Annotated in this window: 13 protein-coding genes and 1 pseudogene; 4 read left to right on the forward strand and 10 right to left on the reverse strand. The window is 61.5% G+C overall.

Annotated elements, in window-relative coordinates; all coding sequences use genetic code 11:
• Positions 1-4 precede the first annotated feature (4 nt).
• On the reverse strand, positions 5-1,120 hold the full coding sequence (locus PP1Y_RS02990; protein WP_013836624.1) for a Gfo/Idh/MocA family protein: 1,116 nt from the start codon (positions 1,118-1,120) through the stop codon (positions 5-7).
• 180 nt (positions 1,121-1,300) lie between these two features.
• Between PP1Y_RS02990 and PP1Y_RS02995 the strand changes: the two genes are divergently transcribed.
• Both PP1Y_RS02995 and PP1Y_RS26260 read left to right on the forward strand, forming a co-directional pair.
• Positions 1,301-2,521, forward strand: coding sequence for an MFS transporter (locus tag PP1Y_RS02995; protein ID WP_041558288.1), 1,221 nt, complete (start codon positions 1,301-1,303; stop codon positions 2,519-2,521).
• Between the two features lie 240 nt (positions 2,522-2,761).
• Positions 2,762-2,818: pseudogene (locus PP1Y_RS26260) on the forward strand (hypothetical protein); the annotation flags it as partial.
• A 713-nt stretch (positions 2,819-3,531) separates the two neighbouring features.
• Here the strand turns inward: PP1Y_RS26260 and PP1Y_RS03000 are convergent.
• From PP1Y_RS03000 to PP1Y_RS03030, 7 genes are all read right to left on the reverse strand, one after another.
• A complete protein-coding gene (locus PP1Y_RS03000; RefSeq protein ID WP_232512321.1) occupies positions 3,532-4,593 on the reverse strand; it encodes a copper resistance protein B in 1,062 nt (353 codons plus the stop codon).
• Complete coding sequence (locus PP1Y_RS03005) at positions 4,590-6,338, reverse strand: copper resistance system multicopper oxidase (RefSeq protein ID WP_041558290.1); 1,749 nt, start codon at positions 6,336-6,338, stop codon at positions 4,590-4,592. Before PP1Y_RS03005 ends, PP1Y_RS03000 begins: the two co-directional genes overlap by 4 nt.
• A 25-nt stretch (positions 6,339-6,363) precedes the next feature.
• The gene (locus PP1Y_RS03010) at positions 6,364-6,921 is read right to left on the reverse strand and encodes an RNA polymerase sigma factor (protein ID WP_013836628.1); all 558 of its coding nucleotides are present in this window, start codon (positions 6,919-6,921) and stop codon (positions 6,364-6,366) included.
• 36 nt (positions 6,922-6,957) lie between these two features.
• A complete protein-coding gene (locus tag PP1Y_RS03015; RefSeq protein WP_232512323.1) occupies positions 6,958-7,398 on the reverse strand; it encodes a periplasmic heavy metal sensor in 441 nt (146 codons plus the stop codon).
• 2 nt (positions 7,399-7,400) lie between these two features.
• Positions 7,401-7,664, reverse strand: coding sequence for a hypothetical protein (locus PP1Y_RS03020; protein WP_041558292.1), 264 nt, complete (start codon positions 7,662-7,664; stop codon positions 7,401-7,403).
• 242 nt (positions 7,665-7,906) lie between these two features.
• Positions 7,907-8,884 carry an MBL fold metallo-hydrolase gene (locus PP1Y_RS03025; RefSeq protein ID WP_232512325.1) on the reverse strand — a complete coding sequence of 326 codons (978 nt, stop codon included), beginning with the start codon at positions 8,882-8,884 and terminating at the stop codon, positions 7,907-7,909.
• A 13-nt stretch (positions 8,885-8,897) separates the two neighbouring features.
• A complete protein-coding gene (locus tag PP1Y_RS03030) occupies positions 8,898-11,207 on the reverse strand; it encodes a TonB-dependent receptor (protein WP_013836631.1) in 2,310 nt (769 codons plus the stop codon).
• Between the two features lie 315 nt (positions 11,208-11,522).
• Here PP1Y_RS03030 and PP1Y_RS03035 point away from each other — a divergent pair, with 315 nt between their 5' ends.
• The gene (locus PP1Y_RS03035) at positions 11,523-12,428 is read left to right on the forward strand and encodes a LysR family transcriptional regulator (RefSeq protein ID WP_013836632.1); all 906 of its coding nucleotides are present in this window, start codon (positions 11,523-11,525) and stop codon (positions 12,426-12,428) included.
• A 122-nt stretch (positions 12,429-12,550) separates the two neighbouring features.
• Here the strand turns inward: PP1Y_RS03035 and PP1Y_RS03040 are convergent, their stop codons facing one another.
• Positions 12,551-13,300, reverse strand: a complete 750-nt coding sequence (locus PP1Y_RS03040) for a FadR/GntR family transcriptional regulator (protein WP_041558294.1) — start codon at positions 13,298-13,300, stop codon at positions 12,551-12,553.
• Positions 13,301-13,444: 144 nt separating this feature from the next.
• On the reverse strand, positions 13,445-13,576 hold the full coding sequence (locus tag PP1Y_RS26460; RefSeq protein WP_255327350.1) for a hypothetical protein: 132 nt from the start codon (positions 13,574-13,576) through the stop codon (positions 13,445-13,447).
• Positions 13,577-13,761: 185 nt separating this feature from the next.
• On the opposite strand from PP1Y_RS26460, the gene PP1Y_RS03045 reads away from it, so the two are divergent.
• Entirely contained in the window at positions 13,762-16,029 is a 2,268-nt protein-coding gene (locus PP1Y_RS03045) for a TonB-dependent receptor (protein ID WP_148274802.1), read from the forward strand.
• The last annotated feature ends 115 nt before the right edge of the window (positions 16,030-16,144 follow it).

Genomic DNA, 16,144 nt, shown 5'->3' on the forward strand with positions numbered 1-16,144 from the left:
TTCGTCAGGCCGGAAAGTCGGTCCAGCCGCGCTCTTCGCGGCTCGCCCGTACGGCAAGGTCGATCAGTTGCATGCCGCGCAGACCGTCGGCCATGCCGGGCACCAGCGAGCCCGGCTCGCCGCGAAGCTGCTTGGCAAAATCGCGATAGAGGTTGGCAAAGGCCTCGAGGTAGCCCTCAGGGTGGCCACCCGGCGTGCGGCTGGAGGCAACAGCGGCCTCGCCCAGCCCCGGATCGCCGGCCTGGACAAGCTCGGTGCGGCCATCGAGATGGTAGAGGGTAAAGGCGTTGGGGCTTTCCTGTCGCCAGTCGATTCCGCCCTTTTCACCGTATACGCGAATGCGCAGGCCATTGCGTTCGCCGACCGAAATCTGGCTGGCGAGAAGCGCACCGCGCGCGCCGTTTTCGAAGCGCAGGAGGATCTGGCAGTCGTCGTCAAGGACGCGCCCGGGCACAACGGCGCCGAGGTCGGCCAAGATCCGTGTGACCTTCAGACCCGTCACGAATTCGGCAAGCTGGAAGGCGTGAACGCCGATGTCAGCGATACATCCGCCGATCCCGGCGCGGCCGGGATCGACCCGCCATTCGGCCTGCTTGCCTTCCGCTTGCTGGGCCAGCCATCCTTGCGGATATTCGACCACGACCTTGCGGATCTGGCCAAGATCGCCCGCAGCGATGCGCGCCCGCGCTTCGCGCACGAGCGGATAGCCCGAATAAGTATAGGTCAGCGCGAAAGGCAGTCCGGCCGAAGCGACCAGGCCGGCCATTTCGCGTGCCTCGTCCAGCGTCGCGGTGGCTGGCTTGTCGCAGATGACAGGAAGCCCGGCCTGCAGCGCAGCGCGCACGGCGGGCAAGTGATGATGATTGGGCGTAGTGACCGCAACGAAGTCTATACCGTCTTCGCGAGCCGCTTCCTCGCGCAACATGGTTGCGACATCGGGATAGGCGCGCGCAGGATCGATTCGATAGGTGTCACCTGCCTTGCGCGAGCGCTCGGCATCGCTGCTGAAGGCACCGGCAACCAACTCGATCTCGCGATCGAGCTCTGCTGCGATTCGATGCACGGGACCGATAAATGCGCCAGGTCCGCCGCCAATCATGCCCATCCGCAATCGGGACATTGCGAGAATACCTCCCCTTCAACCATCAGCTTTGAAATACCTATTCTAATTGCTGTCAGAGCGATCGGTCAAGCCCATCGGTGGTGTTCGAACTGGATTGACCGATGGGCGGAAGGGCTTTAGCCGATAGAAATTCGAATTCTAATACGCGTGGCCGCAAGGGCTCGAGGTGGGAGTGGAATGACACCGATACGCCGCTTTTTCAGCAATCTCACGATGAAGCCCCAGGGAATCACCCTGGTCGCTGCCGGCTTCCTGCCGATCTTTGCGATCGTCTCGATGTTCCCGATCGTCGCAGCGATGATCCAGCATTTCCGTACCGATCCCGATGCCGCCACCAAGGTCCCGCTGATGGTCACCGCTCCGGGCCTGACCATTGCCATCCTTGCGCCCTTTGCCGGCTTCTTCGTCGACCGCTTCGGACGGCGCCGGCTGCTGCTTCTGTGCACGTTCTTCTACGGCGTGTTCGGCACGGCCCCGTTCTTTCTCGACGATCTCGACCACATCTTCGCCTCGCGCCTGGCGCTGGGCGTGTGCGAGGCGGGCATCCTCACCATCGTCAACACCCTCATCGCCGACTACTGGGACGAGCAAGGCCGCCACAACTGGCTTTTCCTGCAAGGCCTCGCCGGGCCCTTCCTCGCCTCGGGCGTCATCCTCATGTCCGGCCTTGTCGCCTCGGTGCGCTGGAACGGCGGCTTCCTGGTCTATCTCGTCGCCTTCCCGATCTACTTCGCGATGCTCGCCTGCCTCTACGAGCCCAGGCGCGCAGGCCAGGACGCCGGCGAGACGGCCCGGCCCCTCGCCGGCGAGCCGCGCCGCCCCTTCCCGCTTGGCCATGCCCTGGCAGTGGCGGCGATGACCTTCTTCTCGGCCGCGCTCTACTACGTCTTCATCGTCAACGGCAGTATCGCCTTTGGCGAGGTCGGCGTGAACGACCCGGCCGCGGTCAGCAAGATCACCTTCCTGCCCAGCCTCTTCGTCATGCTCGGCGCGGTGATCTTCCGCGTCCTCGCCTCGCGCGCCAATGCCGTGCAGCTGGGCACTTTCCTGTTCATTCTCGGCTCGGGCCTGACCATCATCGGCCTTGCGCGCACGCCCACCGAGATGGTCGTGGGCCTGGCCATCCAGCAGACCGGTGCGGGCATGACCATTCCCACGCTCATCGCCTGGGCCCAGACCCGCTTTCCCTTCGAGCACCGCGGCACCGGCATGGGCATCTGGACCGGCGCCTTCTTCTTCGGCCAGTTCGCCTCGCCCTGGTTCGTGCACAAGTTCAACCTCGCCGCCGGCACGATGCAGGGGGCCTTCCTGCTTGCCGGAGGCCTGGCGCTGGCGGTGATGGTCGGCATTCTCGCGCTGCTCGTCACCGGCCTTGCCCGCCGCCCCGAGCCTGCCTGAGCCTTATCCTCGTGGACGGGCCCTTCCTGCAGGGCCCGTGATGACCCAGCGACCGGGGCGCGACGATTAAATAGAATTGACGTTTCCTTTTCAAACGGGCTCCAGATGAAACCTATGCCAAGAAAAGCAAAAGCAAGGGATGCCGGGGCCACGCTGAGCGTCGATACGGTCAGCAAGACGCCGCTCCAGGGCCGCAGCAAGGCCTCCCTGGAGCGCATGCTCGTCGCCGCCGAAAAGCTCATGCTCGCGCGCGGCAGCGAGGACTTCACCCTCCAGGACGTCAGCCAGAGCGGCAACGTCTCGATCGGGTCGATCTACCTGCGCTTCGAGAGCAAGGAGAACCTCGTGCGCGCCGTCATCGGCAACCACCTGGCCAAGATGGCGCTCGACGAGGACGCGATGATCGAGAAGGTGCGCGCCGGCGCCACCTCGCTCACCACTTTCGTGCCCCGGTTCGTCGAGGGCTTTGCCGAACTGCTCAAGAAACATGCCCCGCTCCTGCGCCTGAGCATGCAGCGCGCCTCCTTCGACCCCCTCGTCTCCCAACCGGGCCGCGCCAGCGCCAACCGCGCCGCAGCAATCTGCATCGAGGCCATGCTCGAATATCGAGCGAGTTCAGCGGCAACGACTGCCAGAAAAAGGCCAACGCCGCCTACCAGATCATCTTCGCCACACTCGCAAGGCAACTCAGCCTCGGATCCACAGGCGAAGCCGTGCACCAGCAGGACTGGAACGAGCTCAAAACCGAACTCGGCAACATGTGCCTCGCTTACCTCACTGCCAGGATCTGAAAACCGTCCACCACAGACAAGGCGCGTGACGCGAAGCAGCGCTGAAGCTTTCCTTGTCACCGGTCAGGCGGACGGCCACCTTGAAGGTCCCCTGTGCCTTGGCGCTCGCTTCGCCCCAGATGTTCATGCCGAAGTCGAACTACGCGGTGCAGTTCTTCTTCTGGTCGGGGCCCGCAACTACGGCGGCGTCTCCGTTAAGCTGGTCGAAGCCGTAGCCGCTCAGAACATGGCGCGTATTCCGACCACAGCCGAAACATCCGAGGCGCCCTCGCCCGCCGCGCGCGACAGGCGCGCCGTCTTGCCCAGCTTGCGTTCCCAGTTCACCCCGATGTACGGCGCGAGCGAACGGTTGGCATCGTAGCGCAGCCGCGCGCCCACCTCGACCCGTTCGAAACCAGCCCCGACGCCGATTTCCGGCACGTCCTGAAACGCAACGTCGAATTCTGCTTCAGGCTCGAGCACCAGCACCTGGGTCAGCCGCTGGTCATAGGAAGCCTTGCCCCTGGCGTGGACGTCGCCCTTGTTGGAAACGAGCAACTGTCCCTCGACTTCGAACCAGTACGGTGCCAGCCCCTGAATGCCGAGCAACGCGTAAGTGCGCTGTGTATCGGGACGGAAATCCTGCCGTGCGCCTACCTGCAGGTTGAACCAGGGATCGAGAGCATGACGCCAATAGGCCGCAACCTCGATCCGCTCGGCTGCTTCCCCGAAGGTGCCCTCCCCTTCGCTGGCGACGACAAACCGGTCAATGTCGCCGCCATACCAGGCTTCCCCTTCCCAGCCGTAACCGTCCTTGCCGTCCTTCATGCGATATTCAAGACGATCGACCTGAAGCGCGAGCGTGGAGAAGGCGGAATGTTTCAACAGCGCATCGCGCGCCGACTGCATTCGGTCCTGCGGGAAAAAGCGATCCGCGGAGTGATCGGTCGGCACCGCAGGAGGAGGCGCCTTGCCCGGCTGATCGGCGACTTGCGGGGCGGACATGACATGACCGGCATGGGCCGAATGATCCTCGCCGCTGGACATGTCCATCGGCATGTCCTGCCCATCATGCATAGTGTGGTCGCCAGCGGGCATGGCCTCGCTGTCGTCCATCGGCATATCCATGCCGTTCTGATCGTCCATGGAACCATGCATGGAATGATCCATGCTCCCATGATCCATCTGCGAGTGGTCCATGGGGGCGTCCTGCTCCTGCGAAGCAGCCACGTCCGGCACGAGCATGGCCATGACGAGCAGCGATGCCGAAGCTGCCACGCGAACTGAAAAACGGGCGATCATGCGTCCGCTCCCTCGTCACGGACCGTGACGATGCGCATCATCCCGGAATGCATGTGCAGCAACATGTGGCAGTGGAAGGCCCAGTCGCCCTCCCCGTCCGCCGTCAAATCGAACGACGCCTTCCCGCCCGGCAGCACATTGACGGTATGTTTGCGCACCCGGTGCCCGGGCTCACCGCTGACCAGTTCGAAAAAGTGACCGTGCAGGTGGATCGGATGCGGCATCATCGTATCATTGATGAGGTTAACGCGAACCCGTTCATTGAGCCGGAACGGAATTGGGTCAGGACCTTCCGAAAGCGCCTCGCCGTCCATCGACCACATGTAGCGTTCCATGTTTGCCGTAAGATGGACGTCGATCTCGCGGCTCGGCGTACGCGGATCGGGATTGGGATCGAGCGCGCGCAGGTCCGCATAAGTCAGAACGCGGTGGTCGACGTCTTCGAGCCCGGTCGGCCGGTCCGCAAGCCGGTCGACCGGCATCGGCGAAAGCGTGGCCACCCCAGGCCCCATCTTCACGCCGGGCGCAACCGAGGGATCGCGCATCGACATGGAGTGTCCGTCCATCGATTCGTTGGCAGGCTTGCTGAGGTCGATCACGCCGCCCTCGCCCATGTCCATCCCGGACATGTCCATGCCCATGTCGCGCATGGTAAGAAGCGGCCTCTCCCGCAGTGGAGGAACCGGCGCCACCAGCCCGGGCCGCTGCGCCAATGAGGCGCGTACGAGCCCGGAACGGTCGATGGCCTCGGCGACGATCGCGTAACTCTCCGCCTCGCCCGGCTCGACGATGAAGTCGTACGTCTCGGCAATCGCAATCTGCACTTCGTCGGTTTCGAAGGGCTGGACATGGTTGCCATCGGCCGCGACGACCTTGAGCGCAAGGCCCGGGACGCGAAAGTTGAAGTTGGTCATGGCCGAGGCATTGATCACCCGCAGCCGGACCTTTTCGCCGGGTTTGAACAAGCCCGTCCAGTTCTCCGGCGTGCCATGGCCATTGATCAGGAAACTGTAGGTAGAGCCGGTAACGTCCGAGATGTCGGTCGCATCCATTCGCATCTGCGCCCATTCCAGACGCTCGGCAAGGCTCTGGTCCTTGCCGGCCAGCAACCCCGCAAGAGTCTGCTTCTGGCGGTTGAAGTAGCCGCCCATCATCTTGAGACGACGCAGCTGCTCATGCGGATGCATCGGGCTCCAGTCCGACAGAACCAGGACGTGCTCCCGGTCATAGCCGATCGGATCGGGACCGGCCGGGTCGATGACGATAGGGCCATAAAGCCCGACCGCTTCCTGCATCCCGGAATGACTATGGTACCAGAACGTACCGGAATGGACGATCGGGAACTCGTAGACGAAGGTCTCGCCGGGATCGATGCCGGGGAAGCTGACGCCGGGCACGCCATCCATCTGGAAGGGAAGCAACAGGCCGTGCCAGTGGATCGAACTTTGTTCGCGCAAGGTATTGGTCACGGCAAGACGCACGGTCTGGCCTTCGCGAAGCCGCAGGAGCGGTGCGGGCAGGGTACCGTTGACGGTAATCGCATGGGCCGAGCGACCGCCCGTCGCAAAATGGCTCTCGCCGATCTGCAGAGTAATGGAATCGCCCGAGAGCGTACCGAAACCTGCCGTACCCGGCGTACCGCTGCGTGCCCAGGCGGGAGTCACTGCGGAAAGCCCGAGCCCCCCGGCAAGCATGCCGGACAAGGCGAGAAAACGGCGACGGTTGAAGGGATCGAGAGCAGTCATCGCCGATAATACGCAGATCCGGCGCTTACCCCTCAAGCAGGTGCGACAATTTCTGGCGGGCTCGATAAATGCGGGTTTCCACCGCCTTGCGGCTGATGCCTAGAACTTCGGCAGCCTCATCCTGCGTCATGTCTTCCAGAGAACAGAGCAGCAGCGGTTCCTTGAGGCTGGCCGGCAAGCTGGCAATCGCCTCGTGGATTCTCTCCACCCCCCGACGCGATGAAAGAGCCTCTTCCGGGTTCTCCTCGGGGTCGGCAATATCGGACGCATCGTCGAGCGGCACGGCAAAGGAAAAGAAGCGGCGAACCGTTCGCCGACGGGCCCAGTCATGGCACTTGTTGCGCGCGATGCGCAGGATCCATGCACGAAACGGGCGCGTGCGGTCATAGCGGCCAAGGGCAAGGAACGCAGCGACAAAGCATTCCTGCGTAATGTCGAGCGCATCGCTTTCATTACCGGTAAGGCCGCGCACGAAGCGGAAAACCGCCTCGCGGTGCCGCTTCATGAGGGTATCGAAGCCCGACTGGCGACCGGCAAGCGCGGCGACCGCCGCCGATGCATCATCGCCATCCCCGACCGCCATTCTACCGGTTTGCCGCCCTTGCCCGGACACGCCGGATCATTCCTCTGGCGGCGTGGTCAGGGCATGGGCAACAGCGGAATCGAAACGCCTCGCCTGATCTGGCCGGAGCACAGCGCGCATGGAAAAGACGTGCCGAAGCGTCGCCTTCTGCAATTCGCCCATGGCCATGTGCGACTGGTCGACTGCCCTCTCCACTGCCGGACCATACGTATGCTCGCGCTCTATCGCCTGTGCCAGTTGCGCGTTGGCCTGCCGCAAACGCCCGTCGAGCAGCTTGCGTCTTTCAGCAAATTCGCTCTCGAGCCGATCAATCTGCGCTTCCTGCGCCTTATCGAGATCGAGTTCCTCATGAAGCACGGCATGCAGCCGGCTCTCGTGATTGTCGCCCGCCCGCAGCTTCTGCCCGATCATGAGGGCAACCAGCGCAGCGAGGAATGCGAGGACAAATGCCAGAACGTAGCCGCGCAGACCTGCCACGATCAGGAAACCAGCAAGTGCGAAGGCGCGGCCGCGGGCAGGCCAAGCAGCGGATCTTCGTGCACGGAAGGCGCGCCCGGCAATGCAAGCCCGCCCCACAACCCGATCACCCCCGCAACCGCACAGGCGAGCACGATGCCGCGGCGAGCCACCAACCGCTCGCGCGCTGCGAACAGCCCGGCCATGACCGGGCCCTCGATAGCGCCAAGTCCGGCAGGCACGGGTTCATCGCGCAATTGGGCTATGAACCGGTCAACATCGTCCATGGCGTGATATCCTGAAATACTTCTGCTTGCCGAGCTATACGCAGCCCCTTCACCCATCCCTCATGTTCATGGCGAATGCAATCGTGAGGGCCAATCGTGCGGGCATCGCCGCCATGAAGCTGCCGGGGCGCTTCAGGCTTTCGGCAAGGCACATATGTCAGTGTGCCGCGCGCATGCTGGCGCGCGGCCATGCAACGATCGAAGGTGCACCTGGCGGTTGCCTGTCACAGTCCGGTCGGACCTCAGAAGCGGTCCAGATCATTGGCTATGGTAACCGGTCCGGCATATTCCTTTTTGACCGCTTCCACATTCCTTCCAACCTGCTCCGGTCCCGAAAGGCCCCCGGCGAAATGGGTCACGACGAGCGCCTTGGCGTGCGCCCTGGCGGCAAGCCGGCCGACTTCCTGCGGCGTCAGGTGATGCGTGGTAAGATGCCGCACCATGTTTTCTTTGATGCTCGCTGGCATATCGGGGGCAACCTTGGCCATGCGCGCCAGCGTCGAATCCATGTCGATCATCTCGCTGACAAGCAGGTCAACTCCGGCTGCGAGCTTCTCGACCGCTTCGCTGGGACCGGTATCGCCGGTGTAGAGGATAGACTTGCCCGGCATGTCGAAGCGATAGGAATAGGATTTGTAGTTCCGCTCGTCCGAACTCCCCGGTGCAAAATCATAATGCGTGTTCTGAACGACCTTCACGGTCATGTCATCGACAGTGATCATCTCACCATCCCGCAATTCGGTAACATTCACGGTATTGGCCGGCGGCGCCCAGACTCGTCCGGGAAGGCCATAGCCAGCCTTTGCCGACGGCTGCAGCGAAGCCACAATGCCGCCGACGAATTCCCGCGTTCCGGGCGGGCCATAGATCTGCAGCACTCCGCCGGTTTCGGTCTGAAGCCTCAAGCCGATCACAGCGGCCAGGCCACCGACGTGATCGATATGGAGATGACTGATGAAGACTGCGCGAACCGCGGGCAGGTTCATTCCTGCCCGCGCCAGCTGTTCTGTCGCGCCATCCCCGGCATCGACGAGATAGACCCGGTCACCGCGTACGATGGCATTCGCGGGTTGGGAACGCTGGCCATCCGGTACCGGACCACCCATCGTCCCCAAGGTGATGAAGCTGGTGGCTCCCGGAGTTACAGTGGCCGCTTCCCCCGTGTGTGCCAGCGCAAGAAATGCCAGTGGCGCCAGCGCACGCAGCGATACCTTCATCATCACATCCAATCCCTTAAAGCTTGAAGCCCAAACGAGCGCCGTAAGTGCGCGGCGGACGAAGAGTTCCGATCGGGAAGTCAAGGATCGGGCGTGAACCTGCGCGAGCAAGAACTTCTTCATCTTCGATGTTGTTGATGAACGCGGTGACGGTCCAGCGGCCTTCCGGCCCTTCGAGCGTGAGGTATGCGTCGGACATCATGAACGCGCCCTGCTTTTCCACGTCGCGGAAATTCGCATTCAGGAATCGGCTGCTCTCGATGTTGGACCGCAGGCCGGCAATAAGTTCCATGTCACCGCCCAGATCGAATGTATGCTCGTATCCGACATTGGCCGACCAGCGCGGCGAATTGACGGTTGGCTTGCCCGAGCAATCGATGTCGAAGAACCGCGCCCCGTTCACCCCGGGGTTCGCCAGCCGCGTACCGGTGACCGTGCATCCCGTCGAAACGGGCGCGCCGGTTGGCGAGAAGTTAGCCGTCTGCAGACTGTTGTATTTGCCGTTGAGATACTGGACGTTGGCGCTGAACTGATCGTGGCGCGTAGGCGCAAAGCGCATCTCGACTTCGGCGCCATATATGCGCGACTGTCCCGCGTTGGTCGTGAGAGAGCCTTGAGCGAAGAGGCCGTCACCCGTTTTCACGCCGCCCACGAAGGTCACTTGCTGGTCCTTGTAGTCCCAGTAGAACGCTTCCACGTTGAGCTGCACCTTGTTGCCGAAGAAACGGTTCTTCGACCCAATGGTGTAAGCGGTCAGCGTCTCGGGAGCGAAAACGTTATTCGGCGGCGAAGCAACGTAGAACCCGCCCGACTTGAAGCCTGTGGCAACATTTGCATACAGCAGCGATGCCGGACCTGCGTCAAATTCGACGCCTGCCTTCCAGGTGAACTTGTTGAAGGTCAGGCTACCGGTAAACGGCGCGCCAAGCGGCGGATCGATCGGGCCGGGAAGCCCGCCCGATACCGATGCGGTGAGCTGTGACTTTTCCTCATGGGTATAGCGCCCGCCCGCAACTACGCGGAAAGCATAGCTGAGATCGAAGGTCAGCTGGCCGAAGGCAGCGATGCTCTGCGTCTTGAGGCGCGGCGAAAAGCGGGTCGTGGAAAGGCGGCCCTGGCGGAAGTAGTTCAGCGTCTCCTGCTCTTCATTATAGAAGAATGCACCGGCAACGTAGCGCAATCTGCCCTGCGCTGACGAAGTCAGGCGCGCTTCCAGCGACATCTGGTCGGCATTGTCCTGGATCTCGCCGAGGAACCCGGGAAGATATGTGCGGAAATCGGCTTCGGAACGGCGCCAGGCTGGAATGATTGTCAGCTTGCCGAAGCCCATGTCTCCTTCGACCTGCGCGCTCAGCCCGTAGAACTTGTTGTTGAGATAACCATCACCCTTGGCGTTCTCGATGCAGCCACTGGCGATGAAACCCCCGACGCAGAAGGGCGGCGCAAAACGCGTATCGGCAAAACCATTGATGGCGGCGATTGCCAGAGGATCCGACAGCCCAATGCGATCATCGACAGGGGGAACCGCAAAATCCGGATTGGGCAAAAGGACCGCTCCGGAACCCTTGCCATGCTGGTTGTAGTAATCGCCGACGAAAGTGATTGACCATTGATCCGAAGGCTTGATCAGCAGCGATGCACGCGCTGCCTCGCCTTTGTCGTCGTCGTAGCCATCGGAAAGGTAGCCGTCGCGGTCGACGATCTGGCCTGCAACCCGGAGCGCGACCGTTTCGCCGAACGGCAGATTGACCGCCGCGAACCCCTTCTTGCTGTCGTAGTTTCCGTATTCCACCAGCCCTTCGAAGCCCAGCGTGCCCAATTGCGGCTTCTTGGGAAGGACATTGATCGCGCCGCCTGTGGCGTTGCGGCCATATAGCGTGCCCTGCGGTCCCTTCACCACTTCGACGCGCTCGAGATCATAGAAAACCCCGGCGGGCGCAGTCGGACGGCCGACATAGACGCCGTTGAAATTAAAGGCGATTGCATTCTCAGAAAAACTGTTCTGCGAATTCGTGCCGACGCCGCGAAGGAAGAAACTTGTCGTTCCGCCCGTAGGCTGGACAACCAGCGCCGGCACCAACTTGCCGAGGTTTGACGTTTCGGTAATGCCCGACTTTACAAGCTGGTCTCCGGTAACGGCGCTCACCGCCACCGCCACTTTCTGCAGGGTCTCCTCCCGGCGTTGAGCGGTAACGATGATCTCCTCGAGACCACCTTCATTGCCAGCCGATTGCTCTGCCACTTGAGCTTCGGCGGATTGAGCCAGCACCAGGTGCGGAGCCAGGGCAACCCCGGCCAGCAATGTTCCGATTGTGATCTTGAGCATTTTTCACTCCCCATTATCAGTTTGTTTTTTCAACTATGCCGCCGGAGAAGCAGGTCTCCCTGGCCAGATTCGATGCATGGATTTGAGAAGGCGCCGTTGCCATCTGCGGCGGACCGGCGCGATTTGCGGGCGGTCGAGACTGATCAGGTCATGGATTTCGGGGCGATTCCCAACAGGCATGCGCTCCCCACCTTGTCCCCCTCCTGTACCGTTCTTCGACTCGTTCACTTGCCTGCTGGTCATTCGCACCAAGCAATCAATTTGCAAAATTGCTTTTTTCTATGATATCTCATTTGAAAATCTGATGGGAATGTTATGCGCTTCAAGGGGCTCGACCTCAATCTTCTGCTTGTTCTTGAGACTCTCCTGGCCGAACGCAGCGTAACCGCCGCCTCCAGGCGCCTTAACCTTAGCCAACCCGCGACAAGTGCGGCGCTTGCCAAGTTAAGGGAGTACTTCAACGATGAATTGCTGCAGCAGCGCGGAAGAACCATGTTTCCCACTGCTCATGCCTTGAGCATAAGGCCCCTTGTCCGCGAGGTCCTGGCAGATGCGGAGCGTTTGATTGCCACCTCGGCCAGCTTCGATCCTGCCACTTCGGACCGGAAGTTTGTCGTGATGGGATCGGACTATATCTTCACCACCCTACTGGCATCGTTCATCGCATCCTTGCAGGCCGAGGCTCCAAACATCAGGATCCAGGCCAATCCATTGGAGCCCAATGTAATCAAGCAGCTCGAGCGAGCAGAAGTGGATCTACTTCTGACGCCCCGCCACTTTGTAACCCCCGAACACCCGGCCATCGCCATCTTCGAAGAGCAGCACGTCATCGTGGGCTGGAATGAAAATCCGATATTCTCGAAGGAAGTGAAGCTGGAAGACTTTCTTGCTGCACCGCAAGTCTGCGTGGAATTTGGGCCGAACCGGACAGTGCCGTTCGCAGAGGAGCAGATGCGGGCGCTTGGGCTGCAGCGAAGAATCGAGGTAATCGCGCCGACCTTCGCTGCCGTTCCCTGGATCCTGCCGAATTCCAGCCGGGTGGCCGTATTGCAGGAACGCCTTGCGCAAAAATTCGCCCGGCACCTGCCCTTGGCTATCGCGCCGCTACCGTTCCCCATGTCAACGATGGAAGAGATGGCGCAGTTTCACTCAACCAGAGATCGGGACGCCGGGCTTCAGTGGCTCCTGTCCAGACTTCAGGAGAAAGCGCAGGAAAGCTGATCGAGCACCGACGGAAAGCTGGGCAGAGCGGGCCGCGATGATGCCTGGCCTTTATCGGCACTTCCCCCTGACGAAGCGAAACCGATCGCGTGGCTCAGCGCAATGTCATGTCGCAAGCATTATCACGATGTCGCCCGCGCATAGCGCTCACGCTTGGCAGCGACCGCGCGCCGGGCCTCCTCCACCGCACGTTCTTCGGTGGCGAAAAGCAGGCTGTCGAGAACAGTGGTCAGGTGCGCCCGCATCGCCGCGCGGGCAGCGCGAGGATCCCGGGCGCGCAGGGCATCGAGGACCGCGGTGTGTTCATCCACGACGGGCTTTATGTTGGCACTGCGGGCCTTTTCGTGAAGCAAGGAGGCTTCGGGCGACGTGGCCCGCAAATTCCACAGGCGCTCCACGATCTCTATCAGTGCAGCGTTGCGGGTTGCTGCTGCGAGTGTGACGTGGAACTGGCGATCAGCTCTTTCGGTGCCCTTGGGGTCCAGGTTTTCCTGCGCGATTTCCTTGACCAGCCTTTCCAGGCCGGCCAGTTCCTCATCCGTGATCTGCGCGGCTGCGAGCGCGGCGCATTCGGACTCGACCAACAGGCGTGCCTCGGTAAGTTCGAAGGCGGAGATGTTGAAGCCAGGCTTCTCCTCGTCGCCCGGTAACCGGACTACATAGGCGCCCGAGCCGACGCGCACTTCGACAAGGCCCTGAACTTCCAGTGCAATGATTGCTTCGCGCACCGTGGGCCGGCTTACGTTGTGAAGCGCAGACAGCTCTCGCTCGGCTGGCAGACGGTCGCCGACGCGGTATTTGCCTTCTACCAGGTCAACGAGCAGTTCGCGCGCAAGATCCTGATAGAGCCGTTCCTTCATACCCTCAGCCATCACGCTTCCATATCCCTTACCAATTAGCATGATTGCCAGACCAATAAGGCGAGGTCAATCTAACATAGAAATCCGCCCCGGGATTCGCCAGCGAGCCATACAAAAATAAAAAGCCAGCGCAATCACTGCGCACTGCGCTCGCCATTAGGTCACGCACTTGCCAAATATCGCCATTCTTGCACCGATCGGCAGCCGCAGGTGGGGGCTCGTGCCGCAATCCTGGGCCAGACCGGGATCGCGGCCCGCGATCGACGACTGGTCGAATCGTGAACTCATCAGATCCTGCCCGGCTTTTCCTTCTTGTAGCCGACGGCAAGCTACAGGAGGACAAGGGAGCACGGATCTTGAAGTTACAATCAGGTCATTTCCGAGCCCACACCAAAGCTACCGGCTTGACTGGTCTTACCAAAATACGCTAATCGGCCAGTCGACCGCTTCAAGGTTCGTAGGGAGAAGACTTCGTGAGGCATTCTGCAATTTTCAGCGCGACCGCTGGACGTCGCGCCATCGTGGCCGGCACTCTTGCCGGGCTACTGGTCGCCGCGCCTGCTCAGGCTCAGGACGCTGGTTCGCCTGACGCAGCCGATGCCGGTCAGGACGCCGGCGTCATCATCGTTACAGCGCAAAAGCGCTCACAGGATATTCTCCAAGTCCCGGCCGCTGTCTCTGCGATCAGCGAAAAGACGCTCGACGCGGCACAGGTCAAGGACTTCACTGACATCACCAATGTCGCCCCGTCGGTCACAGTGGCGAGCGCGGGCAACTCCGCGTCCTCGACCGTATCGCTTCGCGGCATCGGCACTCTCTCGTTCTCGACCAGCGTCGAGCCGTCGGTTTCGATTGTCGTGGATGATGTCGCTCTGCTCCAGCAGGGTCAGGCGTTCGGCAAACTCAACGACATCGCCCGCATCGAAGTGCTGCGCGGTCCGCAGGATTCGCTGTTCGGCAAGAACGCCTCGGCAGGCGTGATCAACATCGTGACCAAGGATCCGACGAACAACCTCAGCGGCTTCGTCGAAGGGCTGATGACCGATGACAACGAAGTTCGCGTAAACGGCAACCTGTCGGGCCCCATTGGCGACAGCGCAGGCTTTCGCATCAACGCCTTCTACGGCGACCGCAAGGGCTACATCCGCAACCTGACGAACGACACTTGGCTCAATGGCGAAGAAAGCTACGGTGTACGGGGCAAGGTCAAGTACGACAGCGGCATTCTCTCGGTCCAGTTGATCGGTGACTACAGCAACACAAAATCCACCGGCAATCAGCCAACCTACTATTACGTCGCTCCCGGCACGCTTCAGAACGGTCGTCCGATCAACCTGGGCGGGGTGGTCCCCGGCATCGCCAACACCGAAGTCACAGTCAACGACGACCAGCTCTCGAACACGGAGCAGTGGATGGCGTCGGCCAAGATCGGCCTCGATCTCGGTTTTGCTTCGTTGACCTCGGTCAGCAGTTACCAGGACTGGAAGCTGGACACCTCGTCCGACTTCGATTTCACTCCGTCGTTCGTCATTCGTCAGGGCGGCCCTTACCATGCGAAGCAGTTCGCTCAGGAACTCCGCCTGACTTCGGCCGACACCGGTCCGTTCGATTATCTTGTCGGTCTCTACTACGCCGACGGCGAGACGGATCGCCAGTTCGCCCGCGATACGGCTGCATTCTTGACGTTCCTGCGCCGCAATTGGGACTCGACCGCTTCAACGCGGACCCTCGCGGCCTTTGCGCAGCTCGGCTACGATCTGTCGGACAAGACCAAGCTCACCGTTGGCGGACGCATCAACAATGAGAAGGTTGGCGTGTTCTACCGCGATAACATCCCGGCCACCCCGATCATCTATCAGGGCCAAGCCAAGGATACAGCTCTCACTGGCAAGGCGTCCCTGCAGCACTTCATAACCGACGAAGTGATGACCTATGCGTCGATTGCGACCGGCTACAAGGGCCAGGCCTACGATATCTCTTCGGGATTCAATCAGTCGCGCATCGATAATCTCGTCAAGCCGGAGAATTCGGTTGCTTACGAGGTCGGTGTGAAGGGCCGCTTCTGGGATAATCGCGGTTCGTTCGGGCTCACCGGCTTCTGGACCGATTATGACGATTTCCAGGCCCAGAACGTCGAATTTGTCGGAGGCGCGATCCAGCCGGTGCTTCGCAATGTCGGCAAGCTGCGCACGAAGGGCATCGAGTTCGAAGGTACGCTGCGTCCCGTCAACGGCCTCTCGCTTTTCGCCTCGGCAGCCTATGTCGATGCAAAAATCCGCCAGTTCCCGAACGCGACCTGCTATCCGGGCCAGACGGCGGTACAAGGCTGCGTCGGCGGTTCGCAGAACCTTGCCGGCGCCAACTTGGCCAACTCGCCGAAGTTCAAGTACAACATCGGCGGCAACTTCGAAACGCCGCTCGGCAGTTCGCCGATCAGCATTTTCACGTCAGCCAACTACGTCTGGCAGGACGATGTGAACTTCGCGCTCGACGGTAATCCGCTTACCGAACAGAAAGCATACGGCATAGCCAACGCCACCATCGGCCTGCGCGAGACCGAGAACCGCAACTGGGAAGTCTCGCTGTTCGTCAACAACCTGTTCGACAAGTCCTATGCCGCAGTGCTCACCGACTACTCGGACAATGGCTACACCGGAACGGCGATCGTGCAGCAGGTGCCCCGCAATTACGGCCGCTATGTCGGGCTGAAGCTGCGCTTCGGTTTTGGTGGGGATCGCTGACGCCTTTCTTCGACATTCGAGAAATGCCCAGGGGGCCGGCGCACTACCGCGTCGGCCCCTTTTATTTTGAATCAGCCATGATGTCAGGTCCGCCTCCCCGGCGCAGAGCGCATGC

Origin of the sequence: Novosphingobium sp. PP1Y, assembly GCF_000253255.1 — a bacterium.
Taxonomy (GTDB): Bacteria; Pseudomonadota; Alphaproteobacteria; order Sphingomonadales; family Sphingomonadaceae; genus Novosphingobium.